The organism is Thermodesulfobacteriota bacterium (genome assembly GCA_035325995.1).
Taxonomy (GTDB): domain Bacteria; phylum Desulfobacterota_D; class UBA1144; order Nemesobacterales; family UBA2774; genus JADLGH01.
Genome location: DAOKYU010000004.1, coordinates 146,192 through 171,571 on the forward strand (window position 1 = coordinate 146,192; position 25,380 = coordinate 171,571).

25 protein-coding genes and 2 tRNA genes are annotated in these 25,380 nt (G+C 57.0%); 14 read left to right on the plus strand and 13 right to left on the minus strand.

Annotated elements, in window-relative coordinates; all coding sequences use genetic code 11:
- Positions 1-5 precede the first annotated feature (5 nt).
- Positions 6-2,330 (minus strand): heavy metal translocating P-type ATPase, encoded by a 2,325-nt coding sequence (locus PKC29_07180; GenBank protein HML95198.1) that lies wholly within the window; start codon positions 2,328-2,330, stop codon positions 6-8.
- A 252-nt stretch (positions 2,331-2,582) separates the two neighbouring features.
- Here PKC29_07180 and PKC29_07185 point away from each other — a divergent pair, with 252 nt between their 5' ends.
- Genes PKC29_07185 through folK form a run of 3 tightly spaced genes read left to right on the plus strand, consistent with a single transcriptional unit; the run spans position 2,583 to position 4,059 of the window.
- Entirely contained in the window at positions 2,583-3,296 is a 714-nt protein-coding gene (locus PKC29_07185) for an SDR family oxidoreductase (protein HML95199.1), read from the plus strand.
- A gap of 12 nt (positions 3,297-3,308) precedes the next feature.
- Entirely contained in the window at positions 3,309-3,656 is a 348-nt protein-coding gene (gene folB, locus PKC29_07190; protein HML95200.1) for a dihydroneopterin aldolase, read from the plus strand.
- Between the two features lie 13 nt (positions 3,657-3,669).
- Positions 3,670-4,059, plus strand: a complete 390-nt coding sequence (folK, locus tag PKC29_07195) for a 2-amino-4-hydroxy-6-hydroxymethyldihydropteridine diphosphokinase (GenBank protein HML95201.1) — start codon at positions 3,670-3,672, stop codon at positions 4,057-4,059.
- On the opposite strand, the gene PKC29_07200 is transcribed toward folK, so the two are convergent.
- On the minus strand, positions 4,049-4,597 hold the full coding sequence (locus PKC29_07200; GenBank protein ID HML95202.1) for an ester cyclase: 549 nt from the start codon (positions 4,595-4,597) through the stop codon (positions 4,049-4,051). The two genes, folK and PKC29_07200, sit on opposite strands and share 11 nt — an antisense overlap.
- A 91-nt stretch (positions 4,598-4,688) precedes the next feature.
- Positions 4,689-6,338, minus strand: coding sequence for an FAD-dependent monooxygenase (locus tag PKC29_07205; GenBank protein HML95203.1), 1,650 nt, complete (start codon positions 6,336-6,338; stop codon positions 4,689-4,691).
- Positions 6,339-6,487: 149 nt separating this feature from the next.
- On the opposite strand from PKC29_07205, the gene PKC29_07210 reads away from it, so the two are divergent.
- The 3 genes from PKC29_07210 to PKC29_07220 all read left to right on the plus strand — a co-directional run bounded on the left by PKC29_07210 (position 6,488) and on the right by PKC29_07220 (position 9,153).
- On the plus strand, positions 6,488-7,255 hold the full coding sequence (locus PKC29_07210; protein ID HML95204.1) for a hypothetical protein: 768 nt from the start codon (positions 6,488-6,490) through the stop codon (positions 7,253-7,255).
- A gap of 173 nt (positions 7,256-7,428) precedes the next feature.
- Positions 7,429-8,367, plus strand: coding sequence for a methylated-DNA--[protein]-cysteine S-methyltransferase (locus PKC29_07215; protein HML95205.1), 939 nt, complete (start codon positions 7,429-7,431; stop codon positions 8,365-8,367).
- An 18-nt stretch (positions 8,368-8,385) separates the two neighbouring features.
- A complete protein-coding gene (locus PKC29_07220; protein ID HML95206.1) occupies positions 8,386-9,153 on the plus strand; it encodes an SDR family oxidoreductase in 768 nt (255 codons plus the stop codon).
- Between the two features lie 102 nt (positions 9,154-9,255).
- On the opposite strand, the gene PKC29_07225 is transcribed toward PKC29_07220, so the two are convergent.
- From PKC29_07225 to PKC29_07235, 3 genes are all read right to left on the minus strand, one after another.
- Entirely contained in the window at positions 9,256-10,326 is a 1,071-nt protein-coding gene (locus tag PKC29_07225; protein ID HML95207.1) for a DUF3298 domain-containing protein, read from the minus strand.
- 340 nt (positions 10,327-10,666) lie between these two features.
- On the minus strand, positions 10,667-11,437 hold the full coding sequence (locus tag PKC29_07230; protein HML95208.1) for an inositol monophosphatase family protein: 771 nt from the start codon (positions 11,435-11,437) through the stop codon (positions 10,667-10,669).
- Between the two features lie 145 nt (positions 11,438-11,582).
- Positions 11,583-11,786 (minus strand): PspC domain-containing protein, encoded by a 204-nt coding sequence (locus PKC29_07235; GenBank protein ID HML95209.1) that lies wholly within the window; start codon positions 11,784-11,786, stop codon positions 11,583-11,585.
- Positions 11,787-12,006: 220 nt separating this feature from the next.
- Between PKC29_07235 and PKC29_07240 the strand changes: the two genes are divergently transcribed.
- Together PKC29_07240 and PKC29_07245 are read left to right on the plus strand one after the other, a co-directional pair.
- On the plus strand, positions 12,007-12,435 hold the full coding sequence (locus PKC29_07240) for a thioesterase family protein (GenBank protein ID HML95210.1): 429 nt from the start codon (positions 12,007-12,009) through the stop codon (positions 12,433-12,435).
- A gap of 16 nt (positions 12,436-12,451) precedes the next feature.
- Positions 12,452-13,171: a haloacid dehalogenase type II gene (locus tag PKC29_07245; GenBank protein ID HML95211.1), complete on the plus strand. Its 720-nt coding sequence runs from the start codon at positions 12,452-12,454 to the stop codon at positions 13,169-13,171.
- Between the two features lie 8 nt (positions 13,172-13,179).
- Here PKC29_07245 and PKC29_07250 read toward each other — a convergent pair whose 3' ends face one another.
- Together PKC29_07250 and PKC29_07255 are read right to left on the minus strand one after the other, a co-directional pair.
- Positions 13,180-14,904 carry an ABC transporter ATP-binding protein gene (locus tag PKC29_07250; GenBank protein HML95212.1) on the minus strand — a complete coding sequence of 575 codons (1,725 nt, stop codon included), beginning with the start codon at positions 14,902-14,904 and terminating at the stop codon, positions 13,180-13,182.
- A gap of 215 nt (positions 14,905-15,119) precedes the next feature.
- The gene (locus PKC29_07255; protein ID HML95213.1) at positions 15,120-15,677 is read right to left on the minus strand and encodes a hypothetical protein; all 558 of its coding nucleotides are present in this window, start codon (positions 15,675-15,677) and stop codon (positions 15,120-15,122) included.
- Positions 15,678-15,961: 284 nt separating this feature from the next.
- Here PKC29_07255 and PKC29_07260 point away from each other — a divergent pair, with 284 nt between their 5' ends.
- The 4 genes from PKC29_07260 to PKC29_07275 all read left to right on the plus strand — a co-directional run bounded on the left by PKC29_07260 (position 15,962) and on the right by PKC29_07275 (position 19,616).
- Complete coding sequence (locus tag PKC29_07260) at positions 15,962-16,576, plus strand: TetR/AcrR family transcriptional regulator (protein HML95214.1); 615 nt, start codon at positions 15,962-15,964, stop codon at positions 16,574-16,576.
- Between the two features lie 40 nt (positions 16,577-16,616).
- On the plus strand, positions 16,617-17,795 hold the full coding sequence (locus PKC29_07265) for an aminotransferase class I/II-fold pyridoxal phosphate-dependent enzyme (GenBank protein HML95215.1): 1,179 nt from the start codon (positions 16,617-16,619) through the stop codon (positions 17,793-17,795).
- Positions 17,796-18,041: 246 nt separating this feature from the next.
- Positions 18,042-18,866: a M48 family metallopeptidase gene (locus PKC29_07270; protein HML95216.1), complete on the plus strand. Its 825-nt coding sequence runs from the start codon at positions 18,042-18,044 to the stop codon at positions 18,864-18,866.
- Between the two features lie 93 nt (positions 18,867-18,959).
- A complete protein-coding gene (locus PKC29_07275) occupies positions 18,960-19,616 on the plus strand; it encodes an endonuclease III domain-containing protein (protein HML95217.1) in 657 nt (218 codons plus the stop codon).
- A 138-nt stretch (positions 19,617-19,754) separates the two neighbouring features.
- Here PKC29_07275 and rplT read toward each other — a convergent pair whose 3' ends face one another.
- The 5 genes from rplT to PKC29_07300 form a co-directional block, all read right to left on the minus strand.
- Positions 19,755-20,108, minus strand: a complete 354-nt coding sequence (gene rplT / locus PKC29_07280) for a 50S ribosomal protein L20 (protein ID HML95218.1) — start codon at positions 20,106-20,108, stop codon at positions 19,755-19,757.
- Between the two features lie 66 nt (positions 20,109-20,174).
- On the minus strand, positions 20,175-20,378 hold the full coding sequence (rpmI, locus tag PKC29_07285; protein HML95219.1) for a 50S ribosomal protein L35: 204 nt from the start codon (positions 20,376-20,378) through the stop codon (positions 20,175-20,177).
- Positions 20,353-20,928: a translation initiation factor IF-3 gene (gene infC / locus PKC29_07290; protein ID HML95220.1), complete on the minus strand. Its 576-nt coding sequence runs from the start codon at positions 20,926-20,928 to the stop codon at positions 20,353-20,355. Before infC ends, rpmI begins: the two co-directional genes overlap by 26 nt.
- Positions 20,925-22,862, minus strand: coding sequence for a threonine--tRNA ligase (gene thrS, locus PKC29_07295; GenBank protein HML95221.1), 1,938 nt, complete (start codon positions 22,860-22,862; stop codon positions 20,925-20,927). The genes infC and thrS overlap by 4 nt, the downstream gene beginning before the upstream one ends.
- A gap of 16 nt (positions 22,863-22,878) precedes the next feature.
- Positions 22,879-22,953: transfer RNA gene (locus PKC29_07300), tRNA-Val, on the minus strand.
- A 113-nt stretch (positions 22,954-23,066) separates the two neighbouring features.
- Between PKC29_07300 and PKC29_07305 the strand changes: the two genes are divergently transcribed.
- Positions 23,067-23,141: transfer RNA gene (locus tag PKC29_07305), tRNA-Gln, on the plus strand.
- Between the two features lie 45 nt (positions 23,142-23,186).
- Positions 23,187-25,367 carry a UvrD-helicase domain-containing protein gene (locus tag PKC29_07310; GenBank protein HML95222.1) on the plus strand — a complete coding sequence of 727 codons (2,181 nt, stop codon included), beginning with the start codon at positions 23,187-23,189 and terminating at the stop codon, positions 25,365-25,367.
- The last annotated feature ends 13 nt before the right edge of the window (positions 25,368-25,380 follow it).

Here is a 25,380-nt window from a genome sequence, read left to right on the forward strand (position 1 = left end):
GCCCTCTAGCTCCGCTCGCCCTCTTCCGACTTCATCCGCTCTTCTATGAGGGCCAGGTAGGATTCCTCCTCCTGTGCGAAATGAAGAGTGAGTATGGCATAGAGACCGTAGAGTATCCTCCTTATCTCGCGTATATCTTCCGGGCCGGGCCCCTTGGCGGGCATCTCGTCGAGCACCTTGCCGAACACCTTTATGAGGTGGCTGATCTCGATGTGCGCCCTGCTCATCGTCGCGGTCGGGTCTTCTCCTCCTATAATGTCCGCAACGAGCGGATAGACCACCGCGTCCTCGGCTTTTTCGTGTGGCAGCAGCCGTTCGGCCAGGAATTTGTATATATCCCCGAGCTCCCTTCGGGCCTCCTCGGGCGGCATCGTGTCGAGCCTGTCGGTCACGTACCTTATGTGCCTTACCCCCGGCATCATCTCCCGGTGCTCGTCCCTGAACCTGAGCCCTATCCTTGCGGCTTCGGCGTCCAGATGGCTCCCGTGATAACCGTCGCGGAGCGCCCTGAGCGCGTTCAGTATGACGAGCACGTCTATAGCCTCCTGAAGTAGAGCGCCGGCGACAGGGGCAAGTAAGCCCGCAGCCGCAACGCCCATAGCGACTATCGACAGCCCCATGCCGACAGCCACGCTCTGGAATGCGATCGACCTCGACCTCCCGGCGATGTGCACCGCCTCGACGAGACGGTCGAGCTTGTCGACGATCAGCACCACGTCCGCAGCTTCCGACGATGCAGTCGCGCCGCGGGCGCCCATCGCCACGCCGACGTCGGCGGATGCGAGCGCCGCGGCGTCGTTTATGCCGTCCCCCACCATGACCGTCACGCCCTCCGAGCGCTCCGCCAGGACGGCCTCCGCCTTCTCCTCAGGCGTCCGCTCCGCGAGTACTATGTCTATCCCTATCGCCGCGCCCACCGAGAGGGCAACGTCCTTGTTGTCTCCCGTGAGCATTATTATCTTCCGGAATCCGGCGCGTTTCAGCGCGCGTATCGTGAGCGGCGCATCCGGCCTTACAGGGTCGTCGAGTATCAGCGCACCGGACACCAAGCCGTCGACGGAAACGAAGACGCAGGAGGAGCCGTCGAGAAGAGAGCGTCTATGGAGCCTGAGCGCCCCGGGAGCGGGCTCGGCCCCGCCGAGCACCCAGCTCATCCTGCCTAGTTTTACGCGCCTCCTGCCGACCGTGCCGCTTATCCCGGAGCCGAACTCCTCGGCCACGTCTTCCGGGAACGCGAGCTCGAGTCCCCGGTCTACGGCGGCCTTGACGATCGGACGCGCGAGCACATGGGGGGAGACCTGGTCCAGGGACGCCGAGAGCCTTAGCAGCTCGTCGGGACTCATTTCCCCAAGGCTCTCGACGCTGCCGAGCACCGGCTCACCCCTCGTTACGGTGCCGGTCTTGTCGAGCAGCAGTATTTGTCCCCGTGCGAGGGTTTCGAGCGCGCCGCCGCCCTTGATTATGATGCCGCGACGAGCCCCCCGCGAGAGACCCGACACCATCGCCACGGGCACCGCCAGGATAAGCGGGCAGGGGGTGGCGACGACGAGCACCGCGAGGGCGCGTACGGGGTCGCCCGAGATAAACCATGCTACCCCGGCTATGGCAAGCGTCAATGGAAGAAAGAATGCGGCGTACCTGTCGGCCATCCGCACGATCGGGGCCCTGGACGCCTGCGCCTGCTCCACGAGCCTTATTATCCCCGCGTAGACGCTCTCGGTCGCGCTGGCGCTGGCGCGCATATTGAAAGGCGTCCGGGAAGCGTTCACGGTGCCGCTGAACACCTGGTCCCTGTCTCTCCGCTCGACCGGTTTCGATTCCCCGGTGAGGGCCGATTCGTCGAGCACTGCGGAGCCCCCTATCACGACCCCGTCCACGGGAACGATTTCCCCCGGCTTCACCATGAGAAAGTCGCCCGGCCTCACATCCTCGATAGCAGCGGTCTCGATACCGCTGCCTATAAGCCTGTTGACCGTTTGCGGGGTGCGGCCCAGGAGAGAGGAAAGCTCCTTCCGCGCCCGCGATTCCGCGTACTCTTCCAGCACCTGGCCGCCCGAGAGCATGAGGGCGATCACGGCCCCCGCCAGATACTGCCCGAGATAAAGAGAGCCGGCCATCGCGATGAGAGCGATTATGTCCACGCCGAGCTTGCCCGAAAGGAGTGTACGCGCGACTACGAATGTGAGCGGGACGAGAGCGATAACCGTCGCCGCGGCCCACGCGCCGCCGGCGATTTCGGGCTTCCCCAGGAGATACGCCGCGAAGCCGGCTGTTATGCCGGCGAGCGTCAGAGCGAGCACCAGCCGGTTTATGAAACGGGTATCAGGCATATCCGTTAATGGTCTCCGGTTTATCGATTCTGCGAATTCCCCGGCTCACGCCGCGCCCGGGACAGGGGAGGAACGTCCCTCCTGAATAATACACCAGCGGGTAAGGGGGGCAAGCAAGGACGCCTCCGCCCCGCACGGCATGTCGGGCCCCGGGGCGAAGCGGGCCGTTTTGCTGCCTGGCCTGTGTTATACTCTCCGGTTACGGCTGCAGGTTCGGGCCAAAAACACCCATCCGGGGGCGCGAAGATCAATATGAGTAAAGCGGCGTTGATAACAGGCGGCGGGCTCAGGCTCGGAAAGGCCATGGCGCTTACGCTGGCCGAAATGGGTTACGACGTAGCCCTTCATTACAACAGCTCCGAAGACGAGTCCGAAAGGACTGCCGACGAGATAAAGGCGCTCGGCGGTGAGTGCGAAATTTTCCAGGCCGACCTCCTAAACATGGAGGAGACCAATACCCTCGTTTCCCGCGTCTTCGAGGTCTTTCCCGAATGCAGCGTCCTCATAAACAGCGCGTCCGTTTTCGAAGACGTCCCCTTTCAGGACGTGACCGAAGAAAGCTTCGACAGGGACATGACGGTAAACTTCAAGGCGCCCTTCTTTCTGTCCCGGGACTTTTCGAAAGAGCCGGCCTCGGAGCTCATAGTCAACATGCTCGACTCCCGCATCTCGAAAAACGAGACCGACCATTTCGTATACAACATAAGCAAAAAGGCGCTCCGGGACCTGACGCTTATGGCCGCGAAGGCGCTCGGCCCGAAGGTCAGAGTGAACGGGATCTGCCCCGGCCCGGTCCTCCCGCCCCAGGGGAAGAGCGAGGACTATCTCATACGAATCTCGGGTGATACGCCCATCGGCAAGCCCGGGAGCCCGGATTACATAACCGCGGCGCTTAAGTATATTATCGAGAACACTTATATCACCGGGGAATGCCTCTTCGTCGATGGAGGGCAGCACCTCGTCTAGGCGGATAAAAGGATGATTATACACATAGAGAACCTGAGGCTGAGAACCGTGGTCGGCATCTTCGAATGGGAGAAGAACGTAAAGCAGGACGTCATAATCAACATCGAGATAGAATTCGACGGCGCGAAGGCCATCGAAAGCGACGACATCGCTCACACGATAGATTACAAATCCATCACGAAGAAAATCATCTCCGAGGTCGAGGAGAAGGAATATAACCTCATCGAAAAAATTGCCGGCGACGTCGTCCGGATAATCCTCGAAGACGAAAGGGTGGAATCGGCGTCGGTCAGGATAGACAAGCCGGGTGCGCTCCGGTTCGCCGACTCGGTTTCAGTCATCCACACGGAGTCGAGATAAAGGCCTTATAAAGATGAAAACAAACAGGGCGGTTGTGGGGCTGGGTTCGAATATCGATCCCGAAGAGAACATACGAAAAGCCATAGAGATCATACGCGGCGAGGTCAGACTGATAGAGGCCTCTTCCTTCGTCGAGACGGAGCCCGTCGGGTTAAAGGAGCAGCGGAGCTTCATAAACGGAGCGCTTCTTATAGAAACCTCGCTCGGCGCCTCCGAACTGAAAACGCGCCTCAGGGAAATGGAAGCCGCCCTGGGCAGGGTAAGGACCGGCGACAAGAACGGTCCGCGTACCATAGACCTCGACATACTCGTCTGGAACGGCGAGGTCGTCGACGACGACGTCTACGAGCGGGAGTTCCTCAGATCCTCTATAAGAGAGCTTATTCCCGGCTTTACCTTCTAGCGGACGCGTTTTTTATGAGACTGTTCGAAGGCAGCGAAGGATCGAGCACCTTCCGTGCCGTCTCCACCCCCGCGACAGGCAGGCTGCCCGAGTCGAGCAAGCCGACCTGGACGAGAACGGACGCCTGGTCCCAGTAAATGTGCTCGCTCGCGATCTTCCCGTCCTCGAATCCCACTATGACGACGAGAGGAATTTCCACCTTCTTTCCGGTTGGCGGTATCCCGGGGAGCATCCACGGCATATCGACCGTATGTGTGAATTTAAAGATGAGCTCGTCGACGACGGCGTCGCTTCCGACCGTACACGAAACTATTTCGAGCTCCACGTCCGGCGGCTGGCACGGAATGAACCACGTCGAGTAGAAGTCGATTACGTCTTCGGTCCCGGTCCCGCCCGTCATCACCGGGACGTGATTCACGTGCGGGTTACCGCTCATCGTTTCCATCGTGTCGTGGACGTTCTTGGTTGCGAACTCGCACGCCGTATGCATTCCCCACACTTCGACCATCTTTTCCTGTTCCGGAGTAAGCCTGCTCATCGTACCTGCCCTCCCCACCCCTTTCGGACTATTGCATATGCCATTATTGCATACTGCCGAACCCTTTTCAAGGGAGCGAACTGCAGGCGGATCATCTGAAGATTCCGGCCAGGTATTCTTCGAGGTCGTCCCGGCTCGCGGGCTGGTTCCTGAACCCGACGTACCCGTCCGGACGGACGAGATAGAGCGAAGCCCGCGCCGCGCCGAAGTCCTTGTGCATGCGGAGGTCCCCGTCATTCCATACGGAGCTCATGTGCCTGAAATCCTCGGGTACGCCCCTCGGCCCCGCTATGACGTGCACGGCCATAACGCCCCCGTACTCCGCGGCGGCCGCGTCGTGGATTTTCCTCAGCTCGTCGAGCTCCATGTCCTCGGGGTCGCCCCCGGTGAAGAGTAAGAGGTTGTGGAGCCCGTTCCCGAGAAGCCCGTATAGCGTACCGCCGCCGTCCGGGCCCTTGAGGCTATAGTCCCTCACCCTCTCGCCCGCCGTGAGGTCGTCCCTGTAGCCGTGGTAGCCTTCCACGGTATCGGGCTGATACCATTTCTCGGATACTATGGGGCTCTCCTTGTAATGTATCTCTATCTGTGCAAGCGTCGCGAGGAGCCGGTCCTGTACGGCATTTATGCGTGACGCGACCCCTATGACCTTGTTCCTTATCGCCCCGAGTACCGGGTTGTGCACGCCGGCCATACGCGTCGCCTTGTCCGTCAGGCTGACGACCTCTTTCCCCACGGGGAGCCTCTCGGCCTGGTAACTGTCGAGTAGCGAGTACGCGCCCCGCCCTTCGAGAACGAGCGCCAGCTTCCACGCGAGGTTGTACGCGTCCTGTATACCTGTGTTCATGCCCTGCCCGCCCATCGGGCTGTGTATGTGCGCCGCATCGCCCGCGAGGAAAATCCTTCCCTCCGCGTACCTGTCCACCATCCTGTGGTGGAGCTTGAAATAGGCGAGCCAGTTGGGGTCGGTCACGCTTTTATACTTTATCTCCCTCTCGGCCATCAGCCTCTTGACGTCGTCGAGAGTGGGCTCCGGCATCTCTTCCGTTACCGGGGCGTCCTGCAATTCGAACATGAGCCTCCCCCTGTCTTTATAAAGCGGGAAGTAGGCCGTTATCCCGTTCGGATGTATGAACGCCGAGAGGTGATGAAAAGGGTATTCCCAATCGAGATTGCAGTCGGCGAGGAGCCAGTAATTGGGATACGGAGCGCCCTTGAACTCGAACCCGAGTATGTGCCTGACAGAGCTGTGCGCCCCGTCGCAGCCGGAAACGTAAGAGCTCCGGATAGTCTCCTCCGAGCCGTCCGGGCGCCTTACGTGCGAGACGAGTGTCTCGCCGCCCCTGTCGATGTGTACGAGCTCCTTTTCCCTCTCCACCTTTGCCCCGTACGATTCCAGACGCTCGTTGAGAACCCTCTCGGTGTCGCTCTGGGCGAGTATGAGGAGGTAAGGATATTTGCTTTCTATCGAGCTGAACGAAAGGCTCGCCAGCGCCCGGCCCCGATCGTATATATCGAAGCCGTTACATATGTTGCCCTCGTCGAGGACGGAATCGATGAGGCCCATGTTCTCGAAGACCTCCATCGTCCGGGCGTGGATGCCGAAGGCCTTCGATTTGTCCGAAGGGGCCGCGGCCTTGTCTATTATCCTGAACGGAACGCCTCTACGGGCGAGCTCGCAGGCCATGGTGAGACCCGTCGGGCCCGCCCCGACAATCAAAACCCCTGTACCGGTACCTGACATTCCAGCCTCCGTTGCCGGCGGGGTTGGAGCATGGACCGGAAGACCCCTTTTCGCGGCGCAGTGAAATTTATTCCGGCGATTAAATTATACAAACCGCCGCCGCTCGGGCCAAATTTGACTTGGGATTCGATTTCATATATCAATTGCATATGGCTAAAAGTATGCTCATCGTATACGAGTCGGTAGACAGATTCGGCAGAATGAGCGAATACTGGAAGCGCTATATAAACTTCTACGAAGAGTACTGGGGCGGGCCTACATCGCCTTACGGCGTCTGGTTCGGAAACGAGTACAACGATTTCAGGGAAAGGCTTTCATGCGCCCTCCGGGTGCCGGACGAAGAGGTCCGGGACTGCCTCTTCATGAAATCGAAAGACGGCGGTTATCTCATATCCCCCCTCCGCTCGTTCAAGAACGCATACATGCTCGATTCGGACAATTGCATCCCGCCGCCCTGGTTTATCCTCTTCGACGACAGTGAAAGGGAATTCTTCTACACGCACATGGGTTTCGGCAGGGTGCACTACGGGACCGCCCTCGGGAAAGGCCTCGGGAGAATCGACGAGGCAGACCGCATCATAGAGGAGTCCTTCAAAAAATACGGCGGCGAAGAAAACGCACACTCCCTTTTCATGAAGCTGAAGAAGATTCAATCCGGGCTCTTCGAGTTAAGGACGTGGCTTTCGGAGTTCGACGAGGCGGGTTATCTGGTCCTCGATTACGGCGAGCTCTGCTCGTTCCTGAGCCCCTACACCTTAAACGGCGACCGGTCTTCCAAAGAAATATGGGACGTGCTCTCGAACCTCGAAAAGAACGACATGGAGCAGTGCCGTCTCGTGCTCGGCCTCTTCCTCCAGAAGTGGCAGACGATCAAACAAAAAGTATCCGAAGACATAACCGCACGGGGCGCGCAGTAGATTCCGCGCATCTAGGCACGCATTTCGAAGATTTGAAATTCTCTGCCAGCGACAATCCGGAACCCCGCGGATTCTAATAATCCCCCGGGCATCAAAAAAGCAAGAAATGGATTGTAATGAAAACGGCGGAATCATAATATAGATACATCGCCCGGACCGAGGAGGTTTTAGCATTGCGCAGCGATTTCGAGGGTCTATGGAAAGATTATCTCAGGATAGAACAGGCGATACTCTACCTCGAAAGGCATTTCCGTGAGCAGCCGACGCTCGGCGAAACCGCACGAAGCGTCAACCTGAGCGAGTACCACTTCCACCGGCTGTTCAAAAGATGGGCCGGGATAACGCCGAAGCAGTTCCTCCAGCTCCTTACGATCGAGTATGCGAAAAACATGCTCGACGAATCGCGGAGCCTTCTCGAAATAACGTACAACTCCGGGCTCTCCAGCACCAGCCGGCTCCATGACCTCTTCGTCACCATAGACGCCGTCACCCCAGGGGAATTCAGGAGGAAGGGCGCCGGGCTCACGATCCTCTACGGCGTACATCCGACGCCCTTCGGCAAATGCCTCCTCTCGGTGACGGAAAGGGGTATATGCGGACTCTCCTTCCTCACGGGCGAGAACCACGAAGAGGCCGTCAACGCCCTCAAAAAGGAGTGGGCCGGGGCCAGGTTCGTAGAGAACGCGAACGTCACGCGAACCTACATCGACACAATCTTCGTCCCCTCACTTCCGGACGAAAAACCACGGCTTAATCTATACCTTAAGGGAACGAACTTTCAGATAAAGGTCTGGCAGGCGCTCCTCGGCATACCGCCCGAGCACGTCCTGTCCTACGACGACGTGGCCGAGTCGGTCAGCACGCCCGGCGGGCTCAGGACCGTGGGCGAAGCGGTGATGACCAACCCCGTCGCCTACGTCATCCCGTGCCACAGGGTAATTCACAGGATAGGCATCGTCGGTCCGTATAAATGGGGGACGGCCAGGAAGAGGGCGATGCTCGGCTGGGAGGCCGCGCGGGGCGAGGCGGCCCACGACTCGATCGAGAGCCCGCTAATCCTTCCCGGCGGGCGCAGCCGGCCGACCGTCACCCGGGATCAAAATGAAAATTAAAGAAGGAGGCTTTTCGATATGAAGCTGAAGGATAAAGTAGCGATAATCACGGGCGGGAGCCTCGGGCTCGGAAAAGAGACTGCCCTTCTCTTTAACCGCGAGGGAGCGAAGGTCGTGATCACGGGCCGCACAGAAGACAGGCTGAAGGCCGCCGTCGAGGAAGCGAGGGCGCAGGGCGCGGGCGGGGAGATCGAATATTTCGTCGCCGACGTTTCGAGCGAAGATGACTGCCGGGGTACCGTCGATTACGTGATAAACAAGTACGGCAGGATAGACGTCCTCTTTAACAACGCGGGCGTCCTCTGGGTTTACAACACGCACGAAACCCCGCTCGAAATATGGGACAAGACGTTCGATATAAACGTGAGGGGCACATACCTCATGTCGAAGTTCACGATCCCCCACATGCTGAAGCAGGGCAAGGGATGCATCGTCAACAACTCCTCCATACTCGGGTCGAGGGCCGCGCCCGGCTGCGCCGCTTACGTGGCGACCAAGGGGGCCATTACGCAGCTCACGAGGGCGATGGCGGTGGAATACGCCCCCCACGGCATAAGGGTGAACGCCATATGCCCCGGGACGACTGTCACTCCGCTCGTCGAAGACCTGTTCGAGCAAACGGACGACCCATCGGGCGCCAGGAAGCTCTGGGAGTCGTACAACCCAATGGGGAGACTCGGAAGGCCGTCCGAGATAGCGCGCGGCGTGCTCTTCCTCTGCGACGACGAGGTCGAATTCATGACCGGCAGCATGCTCAACATAGACGGGGGCTGGATAGCCCGGTAGGGACTTTAGACTGAAAATATGCGGGTGGGACGCGTCCCGCTTCCCGCCCGATTCTGAAGACGCGGTTTATTGCCGCTCAGCCGGAGCGCTCCCGGAAGCGAATCATTTTCCGGCGGACAAGCCGGCCATCTTCCCGAGCGGCCCTGCGGGGTCGACAACTTCTTTCAAGGCAGGGTACGGGACCGTAACGAAATAAGAGCCCTCGGCGTAGGACCCCACGGCGTATGGGGCGAAGGCTATCGATACGCCCCTCGGCGAGATAGCGAATGCGCTCATATCGTCGGCGCCGAGCTCCTTTAACTGGCCGTCGACGACCCATCCGGCTTTCTGCTTCCTGAGGTCGTTTATGCAATAATCTGAAAGAGCTTTCAGGTAATTCGAGTCCTGGAGAAAGAGGTCCGGGAGTTTTAAGAGATAGGGCTTTCCATCCTTGATCCAGTAGTTAGACGACATGTACTCCGTGTTGCCGTGCGCGCCGCCCCCGTATACGTATATCTCACCCGAGAGGCTCACGACCTCGGGGGAGTAGTATTCGATGGCGTAGTTATATCTCTCCTGCCACTCGGCCCTCGGCTCCGATTCCTGCGACTTGAAGAATTCCTCGGCCTCTTTCATGAATTTCGCCTGCTCGGCGAGCGCGTTCTTTTCGAGCTCCTGCGAAATTTCCTGGAGCGGTTTCAACCCTGAAATGAAATCGGGATACATGTAGGACATTTCGTATTTACCGCCGGACTTCGTTTCGGACGTGATGTAGTAGGCGATCTTGTTGAGCTTGAACGGGATCTTGTCGCCGCCCCCCGCCTTCATCCACTTCCCTTCTATCGTCTTTGCGTAATTGGTCCCCTCGGATTCGAGCTTGCCGACGAAAGTCCCCGTCCTGTTGCCCTTCTCGTCCTGCTCGACGATCGTCATGATAGAGGTGTCTTTATCTATGCCGCCCGACAGGGAAAGCGGAGTCCCTATTTTGTCATACATGTAAGAACCCGTGACTCCGGAGGAATCCATTACGAGCTCCATCTGTATGCCTATACCGTCCCCCAGAATCCCGGTGTAGTAGTACCTCGATTCGGGACGGTCTTCATTTTCCTGGCCGGAGACGAGCTCCGGCATGACGACAGCCGAGAAAAAAAGCACCAGAGCTACGGCGCATTCGAACCTCTTCCACGTCTTCATCGATCAACTCCCTCCGAATCTCCGAACTGGACCCTCGTTAAAATATAATACGAGATAACGGCCTGCGAAATATCATTCCGGCGACGATTTCAGACCACCGTTTTTGCAATTTTTTGTCAAACCGGCGCCGCAAATTTTCCAATTTGGCCCGCTTTGCATCGAGCACGGAACGCCATACGACAAAATAATCCAGCATTTACAACACATTGCGATGCTGTCCAAAACGGCACGTAATTTGCAGCAATTTATTTTCGAAAGCACTTATTCCCCATCCTCTAAAGGGCGGATAACGAAGAGATTCGCGATCCGCCCTAAAATTCCCAAGGGGTAAGGACAGGCGTCAGGCGAGGGCGAGAACCCCCATCATGTCCTTGTGTATCCCGGGGGCGCACGCGAGGATCTCCTTCACGTATATGCTATAGGGCTCTCCGTTAAATCTCGTGACGACGCCTCCCGCCTCCTCGACTATCAGAACCCCTGCGGCAGTGTCCCAGGGATTAAGACCGAGCTCCCAGAATCCGTCGAAACGTCCGCAGGCGAGGTAGCAGAGATCGAGTGCGGCCGAGCCGTCGCGCCTTACGGCGCGCGCCGACCGGATGAAGTTCGCAAAGTTCCTGAGGTTGTCTTCGACTATCTTCGGGTTCTCGTGAACGAAGCCCGTAACCAGGTGGCTCTCGTCGAGCCGCTCCGTCTTCGTTACGCGTATGGGGCTGCCGTTAAGGAACGCCCCCTTTCCGAGCTCTGCCGTGAACATCTCGTCCTTGACGGGGTCGTACACGAGCCCCGCCTTTAACTGCCCCTTTATTTCGAGCGCTATGGATACGGCGAAGAATGGATATGCGTGGGCGTAATTGGTGGTGCCGTCGAGCGGGTCTATGAGCCAGAGGTGATCGGAGCCGTTCGAATGCCGCCCGGACTCCTCGGCGAATATGTCGTGCGTATGGAACGTCTCTTTTATGCGGCTGACGATGAGGTCTTCGGACAGCTTGTCTACCTCGGTGACGAGGTTATTCTTTCCCTTGTAATCTATGTCCCTCACTTTCCCCAGGTGTTCGATCAGGATTTCGCCGGCTTCCCTCGCCGCCTTTTCGGCAACTTCCAGGTATCTCAAGTTAGGCTCCCGTAAAGTCCGGTTGTTATCGTATACACGTGCGTAGAGGGCTTTATTGTACACGATTTACAGACAGCCGCGCGTATCGGCAAAAAGCGGGCCTGAATCAACCGGAAGAGGGGCGGCAAGCAGGCGTCCGGCAGCGCTATTCCGCCGGGGCCTCGGGAATGATTATCCATCCGAGCACGTATACGAGAATCGCGGTTCCGACCGTAAACAAGCCGATAAGAGCCGCTATCAGCCTTATCAGCGTGGGATCGATGGAAAACATCTCCCCAAGCCCGCCGCAGATGCCCGCTATCATCCTGTCCTTTCTCGAACGATGGAGCTTTTTAATCTCTTCAGCCATCTTGCACCCCCTGTAGAAAGATTCCAGATATGAGTATACATCAAGCCGGGGGCGGCCCGAGAGTTTTTTGAGGCTATCCGGGGACGGCTGCACAGGCCCGGGACGAGAGCTCGGGCTTTACGTGGTGAAAAATCTTCACTTTGCTATAATTATGAAACCTCACGCCGGGCCCGGGTGACGATATACGCGGCCCGGCGGAAACGACATACGGAGGAGACCAATGAAAGATACTCTCAAGCCGGGACTTAAATTCGAATTCGACTTCAAGGTGCCCGAATCGAAGACCGTTCCCTACATCTATCCCGAATCCGAGGAGTTCCGGATAATGCCCAAGGTGTTTTCGACGGGCTTTATGGTGGGGCTCATAGAATGGGCGTGCGTAAGATTCGTGAACGAGCACATCGACTGGCCGAGGGAGCAGTCGGTCGGGATCGACATCAGGCTGAGCCACCTGGCCGCGACGCCCCCCGGGCTCACGGTGAAGGTAAACGGGGAGCTCACGGGCGTCGAGGGCAGGAAGCTCTCGTTCGCCGTATCGGCCCACGACGGCATCGACCTCATAACCGAAGGGACCCACGAGAGGTTCGTAGTCAACGCCGAAAAATTCACGGCCAAGGCCGAGGAGAAGGCCAGGCAGGCCGGGGCCTGACGGAGGGCCGCGTAGAATGATAAAAAACGCAGCAAGCATAAAGGCGCTTACGTTCGACGTCTTCGGCACGGTCGTAGACTGGCGAAGCTCCATAATCATGGAGTGCGAAGCCCTCGGCGGGCGGAAGGGTGTAACACGCGACTGGGCGCGCTTCGCCGACGAGTGGCGGGGCGGCTACGCCCCCGCGATGGACCTCGTAAGGAAGGGCGGGCTCCCGTGGACGAATATCGATTCACTCCACAGGATGGTTTTAGACAGGCTGCTCTCGGAATTCGAGATCGGCGGGCTCACCGAGAAAGAGAAGGACCACCTCAACCGCGCGTGGCACAGGCTTGGCCCGTGGCCCGACTCTATCCGGGGCATAGAGAGGCTGAGGACACGCTACGTCGTGGCGACGCTCTCTAACGGTAACGTCTCTCTCCTGGTGGACATGGCCAAGAACGCGGGGCTCGCGTGGGACTGCGTCCTGTCGTCAGAGCTCGCCGGGCACTACAAGCCCGACAGGGAAGTGTATCTCACGGCGGCCTCGCTGCTCGGCCTCGAGCCGGGCCAGGTGATGATGGCGGCGGCGCACAGGGACGACCTCGAAGCCGCCCGCAGCTTCGGTCTCCGTACGGCGTTCATTTCACGCCCGCTGGAGTTCGGCCCGGAAGGAAAACCGGACACGGCCTCCGGGGGCGACTTCGATATAGTGGCCGAGGATATAATCGACCTTGCCGAAAAGCTCGGCGCGTAAGAGGCGGGTTAAATCGTCTCGAAGGTTTGTATCCGGTAGAGCCCGGCGTATATGCCGTTTTTGTGCATGAGCTCCCCGTGCCCGCCGCTCTCGACGAGCCGCCCTCGCTCGAATACGGCGACGAAGTCGAAGCCGCTAATGGACGGCACCCTGCTCGATATGGCGAGGAGTGTCCTTCCTCTCATCTCCTTCCTCAGGTTCCTCAAGACGAGGCTCTCCGTCCTGAGGTCGAGGGACGAAAAGACGTCGTCCAGTATCAGCACCGCAGGCTTGAGGAGTATGGCGCGTGCGAGCGCTATCCTCTGCCTCTGCCCGCCCGAGAGCGTAAGCCCCCTTTCGCCGACCCTCGTGTCAAAGCCCCCCGGGAATTCCATTATATCGTCGTATATTTCGGCGATCCTGGCGGCGTTCTCTATCTCCTCGTCCGTGAGCGCGGGGTTCATGAACGATATGTTGTCCCTGACGGTCCCGCTGAAAACGGTCGTCTCCTGCGGGACGTAGACGACTCCCTTACGGAGGCTCTCTTTCTTTATGTCGCGCACGTCCGCGCCGTCTATGAAGACGGTCCCGAAGGGCGGCTCCTCGACCCTCGTCAAAAGCTGAAAGAGCGTACTCTTCCCCGAGCCCGTCGCCCCCGTGATTCCCACGGCCGAGCCTCTTGCGATTTCGAGCGATACGTCTTTCAAAACCCTCTTCCCATTGTACGAAAAACTTAAATTCCTGAACTGGATGTCGCCCTTGATGTCCACGTCGAGCGTGCCGGTCTCGGTGACGGACTGGGGGATCTCGAGAAGTATGTCGTTAATCCTGTTGAGCGAGGCGTTTCCCCGCTTTATTATGTCCACCGCCCATCCCATGGCCATCATCGGCCACGTGAGCATCGTCAGGTATAGCAGCACTGCGGCGAAGTCCCCTAGCGTTATGTCGAGGGTTATAGTCCTCACCCCCCCGAGCCAGAGGAATATGGCCGTCGCCGTCCCCGCGAGGAACGTGATTATGGGCTGGTAGACGCCCCATATTTTTATGAGCCGGAGATTCTTCGCCAGGTAATCGGAGCTCGCCGCGCTGAAGTCCCTAGCCTCCTCGTCTTTCCTGACGAAAGCCTTCACGACCTTTATGCCTGATATCGACGTGCGCGCGCTCTCCGTAAGCTCCGAGAAGGAATCCTGGACCCTCTGGAACCTCTTCTCGATCATGTTGCCGAACTTGATGATTATGAAGGCGAGTATAGGGAACGGGATGAAGGCGTAAAGCGTCAGCACGGGTGAGATATAAAGCATCGCTCCGAATATGAATACGAGAAGGAATACGCCGTCGTAGGCTATCAGAACCCCGAGCCCGCACGCGAATTTGAGCGTTTCGATGTCGTTCACCGTGTGGGCCATGAGGTCCCCGACTTTCTTTCGGGAGAAGAAGTCGAACTGAAGGCCCTGGAGGTGATCGAAGAATTCGTTCCTTAGAGACTGCTCTATCTTCCTCGCCGCCCCCATTATGAAATACCGCCAGAAGAACCTGAATATCGACATGGTTACGGCGATGCCGACCATAATCAGCCCGTATTTTGAAATGTCGTTAAAACCCGCCCCCTCCAGGGTGAGGGCGTCCACGACGCGCTCTATCACGAGCGGGATCGAAAGCTGGCAGAGGTCCACGAGCGAGAGGGCCAGGAGCCCGGCCAGAAACGAATACTTGTAGCTCAAAAGGAGGGAAAAAATAGTCTTCTTTTTGTTCATATAACTCTGCTGGAGAATGCCGGATATACCGCCCCGAAAGGCCTGTCTCAGGGCTTTAGTATACCAGAACGATGGGGAAAAATTGCGGCCGGGCAGGGCTGCCGGGCCGCATCAGGACGTGCTTAGGTATAAAGTCCCCGGGCCGGGAGCGGCTCAAGTCCCCCCCTCTGTGCAGCCGCCGTTTATTACAGACCGAACCGGCCCCCGGGGTATCGTTATTCCGTGGCGTTTATGCTTTCGCCCTTCTCCTCGGATTTAAGAATTTTACCGTCCGGGGAATACTGGGCGTAGAACCATCCGCCTTCGGGCTTCTCGCCGCCGAGGTTGATCACTGCGTTTATGGTCTCGAGCTGCCGGGACTCGTCAAAATCTTCTTCGACTATAATCGAGCCCGGGGGAAGAGGGGTCACTTTATTTTCGAGAGCCTCCTGGGCTATCGGATTCAAATACGTGACCGGCGTTTCCGCAGTAGCCCCTTCGGGCTTATGCTGCTTCCAGTTTATCTTGTACTCTTCCGTGTTAATGAGTTTCCAAAGCTCCTGCGCTATTTCCTCGGGCGATTTTTTTTCGAGCTCGGAGAGCTGCTCCTGGTGAAGCTCTTGTGTCTTGTCCACTACATCGGTCTCGGCCTCCTCGACTTTCTCTTCGGCTTCCTTGACCACGGACGTGCTTTCTGCAGTGGCGTCTTCTTTCTTTTCTCCGGACTGGCTGCATGCGGCCAGTCCCGCGCTTATAACCATCAACAATATCAATAGAAAACTGGACGTTCTCATTTTCTCCTCCGGTTTTTTGAGTGTTAATTCTATCATTACGCCGCAAAAAAATCCAAGCCCGCGAGGGCTTGAAACGCACCCCCAACCCCGGCGAAGCGGCGCGTCACGCCGGATTCGGCCCCGGCTGGAACCGCACCATGCTTTTTTTCAAACGTTAAAAAAAGCGCTTGACAAAAAATTTTAGATATACTAATATCCTAATGACTGACTAGTCAGTTCAGTCTCGGGGGTTAGGGTCTCGACAAATGGCTAAAGCGCAGAAATCAAGAAAAGGACGGGTTCGTATGGGAAAAACTCAGGTAGCGAAAACTACTCGCAAGGAAGAGATTATCAGAGTAGCGGCAAATCTTTTTTCACAGAAGAGCTACCATGACGTAACCATGGACCAGATCGCGGAAAAGGTGGGCGTCGCCAAGGGCACGATCTACCTCTACTTCGAATCGAAGGAAAATCTGTACCTCGAAATACTGGAAGAGACCTACGAAGAAATCGAGACGATCCTGGAAAGGGAAATAGCCAAGAAGGATCCGGCTCCGAAAAAACTCAGAAAAATGCTCATGCTCATATTCAAGTTCTACCTGGAGAATCTGGACGTCCTCAGGATACTCAGCAGGGACGAGACTCACCTCATCAGAGAGCACTACGAATTCACGGAGCATTGGCGCGTGAAAGGCGTCAGGTTTTATCAAAAAATATTGGAAAAGGGTATCAACGAAGGATCGTTCCGGCCGGTCAACACCGAGCTTACCGCACTCATTATCTTCGGTCTCGTTCGGTCGGTAATGTTCTTCTACCATACCGACAAAAGCGCGGCGGAAATCGCCGAGGAGGTTTTTTCGATGATTTCAGAGGGAATCCTGGACCCTCGGTACGAAGAACCCGCTTCGGAGACCGCATAAGCAGCGTGTAAATCATTCACCAATTTAAGGAGGTATTACAATGGCAGTTTCATACCCGTTCAGTTCCAAGATAAGCCACTTCGTGCCGCCCAAACAGTGGGCCAGCATGAGAATCGCCCGCGATCTCGAGAAAAAGACAGGCACGAAGATCATTCATTTCGAGAAAGGCGACTATCAGGGTCCGGACTTCTACACCCCCGACCACGTGCTCGAAGCCACGATTCAGGCGCTCAAGGACGGATACGTAAGGTACGACCCGGGGCCGGGCCTGCCCGAGCTCAGGGAGGCCATAGCGGCCGAAACCTCCAAGTTCGGCAGAAAGACGAAGCCCGAAGAGGTCATAGTCACGGCGGGGGCGAAGCACGCGCTCACCATGTCGCTCCTCACCTTCCTCGAAGAAGGGGACGAAGTCATTTTCCCGAACCCCGGTTATCCGCCGGACGAAGTTTGGGCAAAATACGTAAGGGCGAACATAAAACACGTGCCGCTGACGAAGCCCGACTGGCAGTTCGACCTCGAAAAGCTGGAAGCGCTGATAACGCCGAAAACGAAGCTCCTCATCATCAACACCCCGCAGAGGCCGAACGGCCACCTCGTCGAGAACCCCGAGGCGATAGCCGAGATGTGCTTCAGGCACCCGAACCTCATGGTCATATCCGACGAGATATTCTCTCACGTAACGTTCGACAAGCCGCACAAGACGATCGCGGCGGTCCCCGGAATGGAAGACCGGACCATCGTGATAGACACGTTCTCCAAAACATACGCCATGACCGGGTGGAGAATAGGCTGGGCCGTAGCTCCCGTTCCGGTTATCGACAAGCTCTCGATATTCCTCCAGGATTCGATAACAAACGTCGCCGCTTTCATACAGAAGGCCGCGTACGCCGCAATGAGCGGGCCCCAGGACTGGACTGTCGAGAAGACCGCTCTTCTCAAGAAGAAGCGCGACAGGATGGTCGCCGGGCTCAACTCCGTTCCGGGCGTAAAGTGCGACTCTCCCGACGGTGCGTTCTACGCCTTCGCCGACATCACGAGCACGGGCTACACGTCGCAGGAATACACCGACAAGCTCGTAGAGACCGCGGGAGTCGCCGTAGTCGCCGGTACCGCCTTCGGCAGCCAGGGTGAGGGATACATAAGGGTAACGTATGCCTGCTCCGACGAGGATATCGACGAAGGTATCAACAGGATGAAAGAAGCCAACCTCGTAAAGTGAGGTCGGTAATAAATAAAGACTTTCCGAAGACGAGCTTTTGTCTCCTTCCGGTTTTTGACGGCCGGAACGGGGGCAAGAGCTCGTCTTCTTTTTTAGCATATTCCGAAACAGCCCGTACGTTTTCATTGATGCGTCAAGACGCCTCGGCACTCAAGCTGGCTCCTGTTATTCATTTAAATATTTATTGCAAATCTGCACCGAATTGATAAAACTAATTTAATCATGATACGAAGAAAATCGTCTTTTATGAGGGACTATATAGTAAGGCCGCTTCTCGTGCTGCTCCTTTTGGCCGCGCACGGAGCGGCGCTCCTTTCCTGCTACACCGCCCCCGTCACGGGGAGGTCCCAGTTCATTCTCCTCTCCCAGTCCGAAGAGAACCAGATGGGCGTGGCGGCGTTTCAGGAAGTCCTTAAAACCGAGAAGGTATCCACGAACACGAAGTATAACCAGGTCGTGACGGACGTGGGCATGCGCATAGCCGCCGTCGCCGACACCCCCGCCTACCAGTGGGATTTCAAGGTAATAGAAGACAACGAACAGATAAACGCCTTCGCCCTTCCCGGCGGCAAGGTCGCCGTTTACACCGGCATACTGCCCGTAGCGCAAACCGAGGCCGGGCTCGCGACCGTCATGGCGCACGAGGTTGCGCACGTGGCCGCGCGACACGGAGGCGAGAGGATTTCGACCGACATACTGGCGCAGATAGGGGCCATGGGCGTAAGCGCCGCCCTCGGCGGGAGCGATCCTTACATATCCGAGGCGGTAATGCAGGCCTACGGCATCGGGGTCACCGTAGGCGGCATCCTCCCGTTCACGCGCGGGCAGGAGGCCGAAGCCGACCACATAGGCCTCATATACATGGCCAAGGCCGGCTACGATCCCAGGGAAGCCATAGCCTTCTGGGAGCGCATGGACGCCGCCCATAAAGGTAAGCCCCAGCCGCCCGAATTCCTTTCGACGCACCCGGGATACGGCTCGAGGGTAAATAACCTGAAGCAATGGCTGCCCGAGGCTATCCCGCACTACGAAAAGGCCCAAAAGGCCCCGAACAACCCCATAACCAAGTAGCCGTGGAGTTACGCGCAGCTTACCATTATATTAAAACCCGGTAGCCTATACCGAACAGGCGGCCCGATGGCGTGGCCCGAGAGGTGAACTGTTTTGTCCAGATCCGAGAGGATACGGAGATTCTACGACGAGCTCTACAAAAAATACGGGCCGCAGGGATGGTGGCCCGGGGACTCCCCGCTAGAATGCATAGTCGGGGCTATACTCACACAGAGCACGTCGTGGAAGAACGTCGAAAAAGCGATTTCCAACCTTAAAAACGAGGGTCTGCTTACCGTCGAAAGGTTGAGTCTTGTTACAGCGGAAGAGCTCGCAGCACTTGTACGCTCATCGGGGTATTACAATCAGAAGGCGATCAAAATCAAGAATTTCATCTCGTTTCTCACTGCCGAATACTCCGGAAGCCTCGAAGAGATGTTCGCGGAAGGCAAGTCCGTCCTTAGAGAAAAACTTTTATCCGTAAAGGGCATAGGCCCCGAAACGGCGGACAGCATAATGCTCTACGCGGGCGGCATGCCCGTATTCGTGGTGGATGCATATACCTGGAGAGTATTGTCACGGCACGGGATCGTGCCTGTGGAGACCTCGTACGCGGAGATGCAGGAGGTCTTCACGGATTCACTGGACGAGGACGCCGGGATGTTCAACGAATACCATGCGTTATTAGTGAGACTGGGGAAGGAGCACTGCAGGAAAAGTCAGCCCGTCTGTGAAGGGTGCCCGCTCGAATTCGACCCCCACTTCGTATAACGGGGATTGCTCGGGCAGCCAGGGAGGTTTTCATCTGGCCGGTTCCGGTGGGTATCTTTTTTCGAACCGGCCCTCGCCCCCAAACAGCAAAGCCGCCCGGAGGCGGCCTTTATGTTCTATGTTGTGAAATGCGTTCTCTCAGTTAAGCCCGCTTCTGGCCACGTCTACCACGGCCTTAAAGCTCTCGGGCTCCCTGATGGCCATCTCGGAAAGAGACTTTCTGTCGAGCTCGATTCCGGCTTTTTTGAGTCCGCCCATGAAGCTGCTGTAAGATAAACCGTACGGCCTTACCGCCGCGTTTATCCTGACTATCCAGAGCTTCCGGAAGTCTCTCTTCTTGTTCCGTCTGTGCCTGAAGGCAAAGGCCATTGCCCGGAGAACAGTTTCCTTGGCGCGCCTGATATTATTCTTCCTTCTGCCCCAGTACCCCTTGGCGCTTTTAAGGAGTCTCTTTCTCCTCTTCCTGGATGCTACCCCTCTTTTTATTCTCATTTCCTGCTCCCTTCCGAGATATTATACCGCCAATAATATGATTGCCGATTCAAAAAATACGCCGCGTTATTTATAAGGTATGTAAGACCTTATCCTTATAGCAGCCGTCCCTTCTATAAAGTCCGGGGAAACCAGCCTTCTCATGCGCTTCCGGCCCTTCTTGGCGTTCGAGTGGCTTTTGCCGCCGTGGTACCTTTTTATCTTTCCCGAGCCGGTGACCTTAAACCTCTTCGCGGCGCCCCTGTTAGTCTTTACCTTCATTTTTGGCATTGTCTTTCCCACCTTGTCCAGTGCTTTTCTTTGGTGAAATAACCATTATCAAATTCTTGCCTTCGAGCTTCGGGGGCATGTCGATTCCGCCTATGTCCGCAACGCGTTCGAGTATCTTGTTCGCGAGCGCCCGGCCGATTTCGGGATGAACTATTTCCCTGCCCCTGAAAAATATCCTTATCTTCGCCTTGTTTTCGTCCTCCAGAAATTCCCTGATGCGGCCGATCTTTACGTCGAGATCGTGGCCGCCTATGTTGGGACGAAACTTTATTTCTTTTATCGTATGCGTTTTCTGTTTCTTGGCATTCGCCTGTTTTTTCAGCTCGTATTTATATTTGCCGAAGTCCATCATCCGGCATACCGGAGGATTGGCGTTGGCGGCGACTTCGACGAGATCCACGCCCCTTTCCTCGGACATCGCGAGCGCCTCTTTTATAGGTACTACCCCGAGCTGCTGGCCGTCTTCGCCGATCAGACGCACTTCCCTGGCCCTTATCCTCTGGTTAATCCTGACTTCGGGCTCTCTGCTGCTTCCTCTTGAACCCCTCACGAACGACTACCCGCCTCCCTCCAGGTGCCGGGATCGAGCTCGCCGGCTATTTGTGCGAGGAATTCGTCTATCGTCGCCGAGGGCATGTTAGCTCCCCCGAGTTTCCGCGGGGCAACAGTGCGCGTCTCCATTTCGTTCCTGCCGACCACGAGCAAATACGGAATCTTTTCTAACTGCGCCTCCCTTACTTTCAAACCCAGCTTTTCATTCCTTATATCTGTTTCTACTCTGATGCCTTTCTCCTTTAATATCTGATAGAGCTCCTCGGCATACCCTGCCTGCTCGTCCCCTATGGTCGCTATCCTGACCTGTACCGGGCTGAGCCAGAGCGGGAATGCTCCGCCGTAATGCTCTATCAGCACTCCAAAAAAACGCTCCATCGAGCCGAATATGGCCCTGTGGATCATAATCGGCCTGTGCCGGGCGTTATCCTCCCCGACGTAGGCCATACCGAACCTTTCGGGAAGGTTAAAATCTACCTGAACTGTAGAGCACTGCCAAGCTCTGCCCAAAACATCTTTAATTTTAAGGTCTATTTTCGGTCCGTAAAAGGCCCCGCCCCCCTCGTCGACTTCATAGGGAAGCCCCCTGGCGTCGAGCGCATCGCGGAGGGCCTCGGTCGCCCTGTCCCATCCGTCCACTTCCCCGACAAACTTTTCGGGCCTCGTCGAAAGGTATATTTCGTAATCGTCAAAGCCGAAGGTCTTTAAGAATAGCATCGTGAGGTCGAGTACGCCTATGACCTCGCTCTCCATCTGGTCGGGCCTGCAGAATATGTGTGCGTCGTCCTGCGAGAACCCCCTGACCCTCAAAAGCCCGTGCAGCACTCCAGAGCGCTCGTAACGGTAGACGGTCCCGATCTCTGCCCATCTGAGTGGAAGGTCCCTGTAGCTCCTGACGCCGGTTTTATAAATCATTATATGGAAAGGGCAGTTCATCGGCTTTAACTGATACTCCGTGTTCTCCATTTCCATGCGGGGGTACATGTTTTCCCTGTAAAAGTCCACGTGGCCGCTCGTCTTCCAGAGGTCGATTTTCGCTATGTGCGGCGTGTAGAGAAGGTCGTATCCCGCCCTCTCGTGCTCCTTCCGCCAGAAGTCTTCGATGACTCGCCTCACCCGTGACCCCTTGGGGTGCCAGAGAACGAGTCCCGCGCCGGTCTCGTCCTGTATCGAAAAAAGGTCGAGCTCCTTTCCGAGCTTTCGGTGGTCGCGCTTTTTCGCCTCTTCGAGCTTGTCGAGGTAGGCCTTGAGCTCCTTTCTGTCCCAGAACGCAGTGCCGTATATGCGCTGGAGCATCTGGTTCTTCTCGTTCCCTCTCCAGTAGGCCCCGGCGGAAGTGAGGAGCTTAAACGCCTTCACGTCCCCTGTAGACGGGGCGTGAGGACCCCGGCAGAGGTCGTGCCAGGTCTCCTGATCGTATATCGTTATCTGGTCCGCCTCGGGGAGGTCGTTTATTATTTCGACTTTATAGTTTTCGCCCTCGTCGGTGAAGATCTTTATCGCCTCTTCCCTCGAAACCTTTTTCCTTACGAGAGGCTTCTTCCGGCCCACTATCTCCTTCATCTTCTCTTCGATCTTTTCGAGGTCCTCGGGTGTAAAGCCGCGCGGGAAGTCGAAGTCGTAGTAAAAGCCGTTCTCGATGACGGGGCCTATGGTGACCTTCGCTTCGGGGAAAAGGGACTGCACGGCTTCGGCCATAACGTGGGCTGCAGTGTGCCTTATGAGTGCGAGGCCGTCCTCGGAGCCCTGCTTAACAGGCTCGAGCGCGGCGTCGGAATCGACTTCATACCAGAAGTCTGCCAGCTTCCCGTTCACCTTTGCGCCGATGGCGGCTTTCGCTATGCCGGTCGAGTTTATTATCTCCCCCACGGTAGCGCCCTTTGGAAAGGCCTTTTCCGACCCGTCGGGGAGGGTTATTCGAACTTCTTCCATAATCTCCAGTAGTGTGTGGTGAGCACGGCAGGATTTGAACCTGCGACCTCTTGCGTGTCAAGCAAGCGCTCTCCCCCTGAGCTACGCGCTCCTGATTTCAAGAAGAGTGTTATTTTCTTATATAATACCACACCTGTCAAGCGCGTCCCGTCCGAGAATTTTTGCCTTGGCACCCAAATCTTGGTAACCTTAGGCCCTATGCGTTGGGGCGTCGTCTAATTGGCAGGACTCAGGCCTTTGGAGCCTGCTGTGGTGGTTCGAGTCCACCCGCCCCAGCCATTAAATCGAAGGCTTTTTCACCCCGCACGACTCTTACGAGCACACATGACTACAGCGAAAAAAGATACCCTTAATCCGTCCCAGCACGCCGCGGTTACGCACCCCGGGGGGCCGCTCCTGGTCCTCGCCGGCGCCGGCTCGGGCAAGACGAAGATAATAACGGAACGAATCTCGCACCTCGTCACTAAAGAGGGCGTAAGCCCGCACCGCATACTCGCCGTAACGTTCACTAACAAGGCCGCGAACGAGATGCGGGAGCGCGTTTCGCACCTTATACCCGACCGTGCGAGGAGCCTCTGGATAGGGACGTTCCATTCGACGGCTCTCAGGATACTGAAGCGCGACATCGACAAGCTCCCCGGCTTTGACCGTAACTTCGCCATATACGACGACGCCGACCAGGTACGCCTCATCAAGGAATGCATGGCGCGGCTCAACATCGGCGAGAGGGGGCTCGAGCCCAGGTTCGTGAGGACGCGCATAGACCGCGCCAAGAACAGGGGCGGCAAACCCGGCGACACCGGCAACGACGAGCTCGACGAGCACCTGTCGAACATATACGAGCTCTATGAAAAGGAGATGCGTAAGCTGAACGCGCTCGACTTCGGCGACCTGCTGCACGTTACGGTCAGGCTCTTCGAGGAAAGGCCCGAGGTGCTGGAGGCTTACCAGGAGCAGTTCCGCCACATACTGGTGGACGAGTACCAGGACACGAACCACATCCAGTACAGGATAGTCCGGATGCTGTCCGGAAAGCACCAAAACATATTCGTCGTCGGGGACGACAACCAGTCGATCTACGGATGGAGAGGGGCCGACATCTCGAACATTCTCAACTTCGAGAAGGATTTCCCGAGCTCGAGCATAATCAAGCTCGAAAAGAACTACAGGTCCACGAAGAACATCCTTAACGCCGCGAACGGGCTCATAACGAAGAACAGGAACAGGCACGAGAAGAACCTCTGGACGGATAACCCCGAGGGCGAGAAGCTCTCGTATTACGAGGCCGTGGACGAGAGGGAAGAGGCGAGGTACGTAGTCTCCGGGATAGAGTCCGAGGCCTCCGGCGGCAGATCCTACAGGGACATTGCTGTATTTTACAGGACCAACAACCAGTCGAGGGTGATCGAGGAAGAGCTTCTCCGGAGGGACGTCCCCTACACTATAGTAGGCGCCACGGGATTTTACCAGAGGGCCGAGATAAGGGACCTCACGGCGTTTCTACGAGTGATAGCGAACCCGAACGACGACCTCAGCCTCCGGAGGATTATCAACGTCCCGCCGCGCGGCATAGGGAAGAGCACTATAGACGAAGTGATCCGGCTCGCCGCCAATGAGGACATCCCTTTCGTCGAGGCTATAAGGAAATCGATCGCGGAGAATTTATTCCCTCAGAGGACCGTACTAGCCCTCAAGAAATTTCTTTCGGTGCTCGATGGCCTGATAGAATTCGAAAAAGACCACGGCATCGGCGAGACGATAGACAGGATACTCGAAAAGACGGGATACCTGGAGCTTTTAGAGAAAGAGCCCGAGAGGCGCGAAAACGTCGGCGAAATTTTCAACATCGCCGCCGAATTCGAAAGGGAAGAGGAAGGGGCCGGGGTCAGGGAATTTCTCGACAGGATCACGCTATCGAGCGACATCGACAGCTACAGTGGCAAGGAAGAGCGCGTTGCGCTCATGACTCTCCACAGCGCGAAGGGGCTCGAATTCCCCGTCGTCTTTATTATAGGAATGGAAGAAAAGCTCATCCCGCATTACAACTCTATAAAGGACGACGGCGACGTCGAGGAAGAGAGGCGGCTTTTTTACGTCGGAATCACCCGCGCGAGGGAAAAGCTTTACCTCACCGGCGCGCGGAGCAGGAGGTTCTTCGGCAAGGAAGAGCGTCCGACCCCTTCGAGGTTCGTATCCGAGCTCCCCGAGGAGCTGATCGAAGTGAAGAATTATTACGGCGGACTGCTCAGGGAAAGCGCCCGCAGCTTCGCCCCGAGGAGTAAAGCGGCCAAGAGGCGTACCGTGAGCGCTTCGAGTGCGGCGGCACCCCCGCCGCCGAAACCGGGGAACCCGCGTTATAAACCGGGGCAGAAGATACATCACTCGTCTTTCGGGCCGGGGACGATTACGAAGGTCGAGGGCGAAGGGGACACCGCGAAGGTCACGGTTTCTTTCCTCGCTCACGGGGTAAAGAAGATTATCGCCGCTTACCTCGAAGGTAAGTAACGGGGGCCCTACC

What these genes read in the sequence shown, in the direction of transcription:
- PKC29_07180 (HML95198.1), bottom strand. Translation starts at nt 2,330, where the DNA reads ATGCCTGATACCCGTTTCATAAACCGGCTGGTGCTCGCTCTGACGCTC.
- PKC29_07185 (HML95199.1), top strand. Translation starts at nt 2,583, where the DNA reads ATGAGTAAAGCGGCGTTGATAACAGGCGGCGGGCTCAGGCTCGGAAAG.
- folB (HML95200.1), top strand. Translation starts at nt 3,309, where the DNA reads ATGATTATACACATAGAGAACCTGAGGCTGAGAACCGTGGTCGGCATC.
- folK (HML95201.1), top strand. Translation starts at nt 3,670, where the DNA reads ATGAAAACAAACAGGGCGGTTGTGGGGCTGGGTTCGAATATCGATCCC.
- PKC29_07200 (HML95202.1), bottom strand. Translation starts at nt 4,597, where the DNA reads ATGAGCAGGCTTACTCCGGAACAGGAAAAGATGGTCGAAGTGTGGGGA.
- PKC29_07205 (HML95203.1), bottom strand. Translation starts at nt 6,338, where the DNA reads ATGTCAGGTACCGGTACAGGGGTTTTGATTGTCGGGGCGGGCCCGACG.
- PKC29_07210 (HML95204.1), top strand. Translation starts at nt 6,488, where the DNA reads ATGGCTAAAAGTATGCTCATCGTATACGAGTCGGTAGACAGATTCGGC.
- PKC29_07220 (HML95206.1), top strand. Translation starts at nt 8,386, where the DNA reads ATGAAGCTGAAGGATAAAGTAGCGATAATCACGGGCGGGAGCCTCGGG.
- PKC29_07225 (HML95207.1), bottom strand. Translation starts at nt 10,326, where the DNA reads ATGAAGACGTGGAAGAGGTTCGAATGCGCCGTAGCTCTGGTGCTTTTT.
- PKC29_07235 (HML95209.1), bottom strand. Translation starts at nt 11,786, where the DNA reads ATGGCTGAAGAGATTAAAAAGCTCCATCGTTCGAGAAAGGACAGGATG.
- PKC29_07240 (HML95210.1), top strand. Translation starts at nt 12,007, where the DNA reads ATGAAAGATACTCTCAAGCCGGGACTTAAATTCGAATTCGACTTCAAG.
- PKC29_07245 (HML95211.1), top strand. Translation starts at nt 12,452, where the DNA reads ATGATAAAAAACGCAGCAAGCATAAAGGCGCTTACGTTCGACGTCTTC.
- PKC29_07250 (HML95212.1), bottom strand. Translation starts at nt 14,904, where the DNA reads ATGAACAAAAAGAAGACTATTTTTTCCCTCCTTTTGAGCTACAAGTAT.
- PKC29_07255 (HML95213.1), bottom strand. Translation starts at nt 15,677, where the DNA reads ATGAGAACGTCCAGTTTTCTATTGATATTGTTGATGGTTATAAGCGCG.
- PKC29_07260 (HML95214.1), top strand. Translation starts at nt 15,962, where the DNA reads ATGGGAAAAACTCAGGTAGCGAAAACTACTCGCAAGGAAGAGATTATC.
- PKC29_07265 (HML95215.1), top strand. Translation starts at nt 16,617, where the DNA reads ATGGCAGTTTCATACCCGTTCAGTTCCAAGATAAGCCACTTCGTGCCG.
- PKC29_07270 (HML95216.1), top strand. Translation starts at nt 18,042, where the DNA reads ATGAGGGACTATATAGTAAGGCCGCTTCTCGTGCTGCTCCTTTTGGCC.
- rplT (HML95218.1), bottom strand. Translation starts at nt 20,108, where the DNA reads ATGAGAATAAAAAGAGGGGTAGCATCCAGGAAGAGGAGAAAGAGACTC.
- rpmI (HML95219.1), bottom strand. Translation starts at nt 20,378, where the DNA reads ATGCCAAAAATGAAGGTAAAGACTAACAGGGGCGCCGCGAAGAGGTTT.
- thrS (HML95221.1), bottom strand. Translation starts at nt 22,862, where the DNA reads ATGGAAGAAGTTCGAATAACCCTCCCCGACGGGTCGGAAAAGGCCTTT.
- PKC29_07310 (HML95222.1), top strand. Translation starts at nt 23,187, where the DNA reads ATGACTACAGCGAAAAAAGATACCCTTAATCCGTCCCAGCACGCCGCG.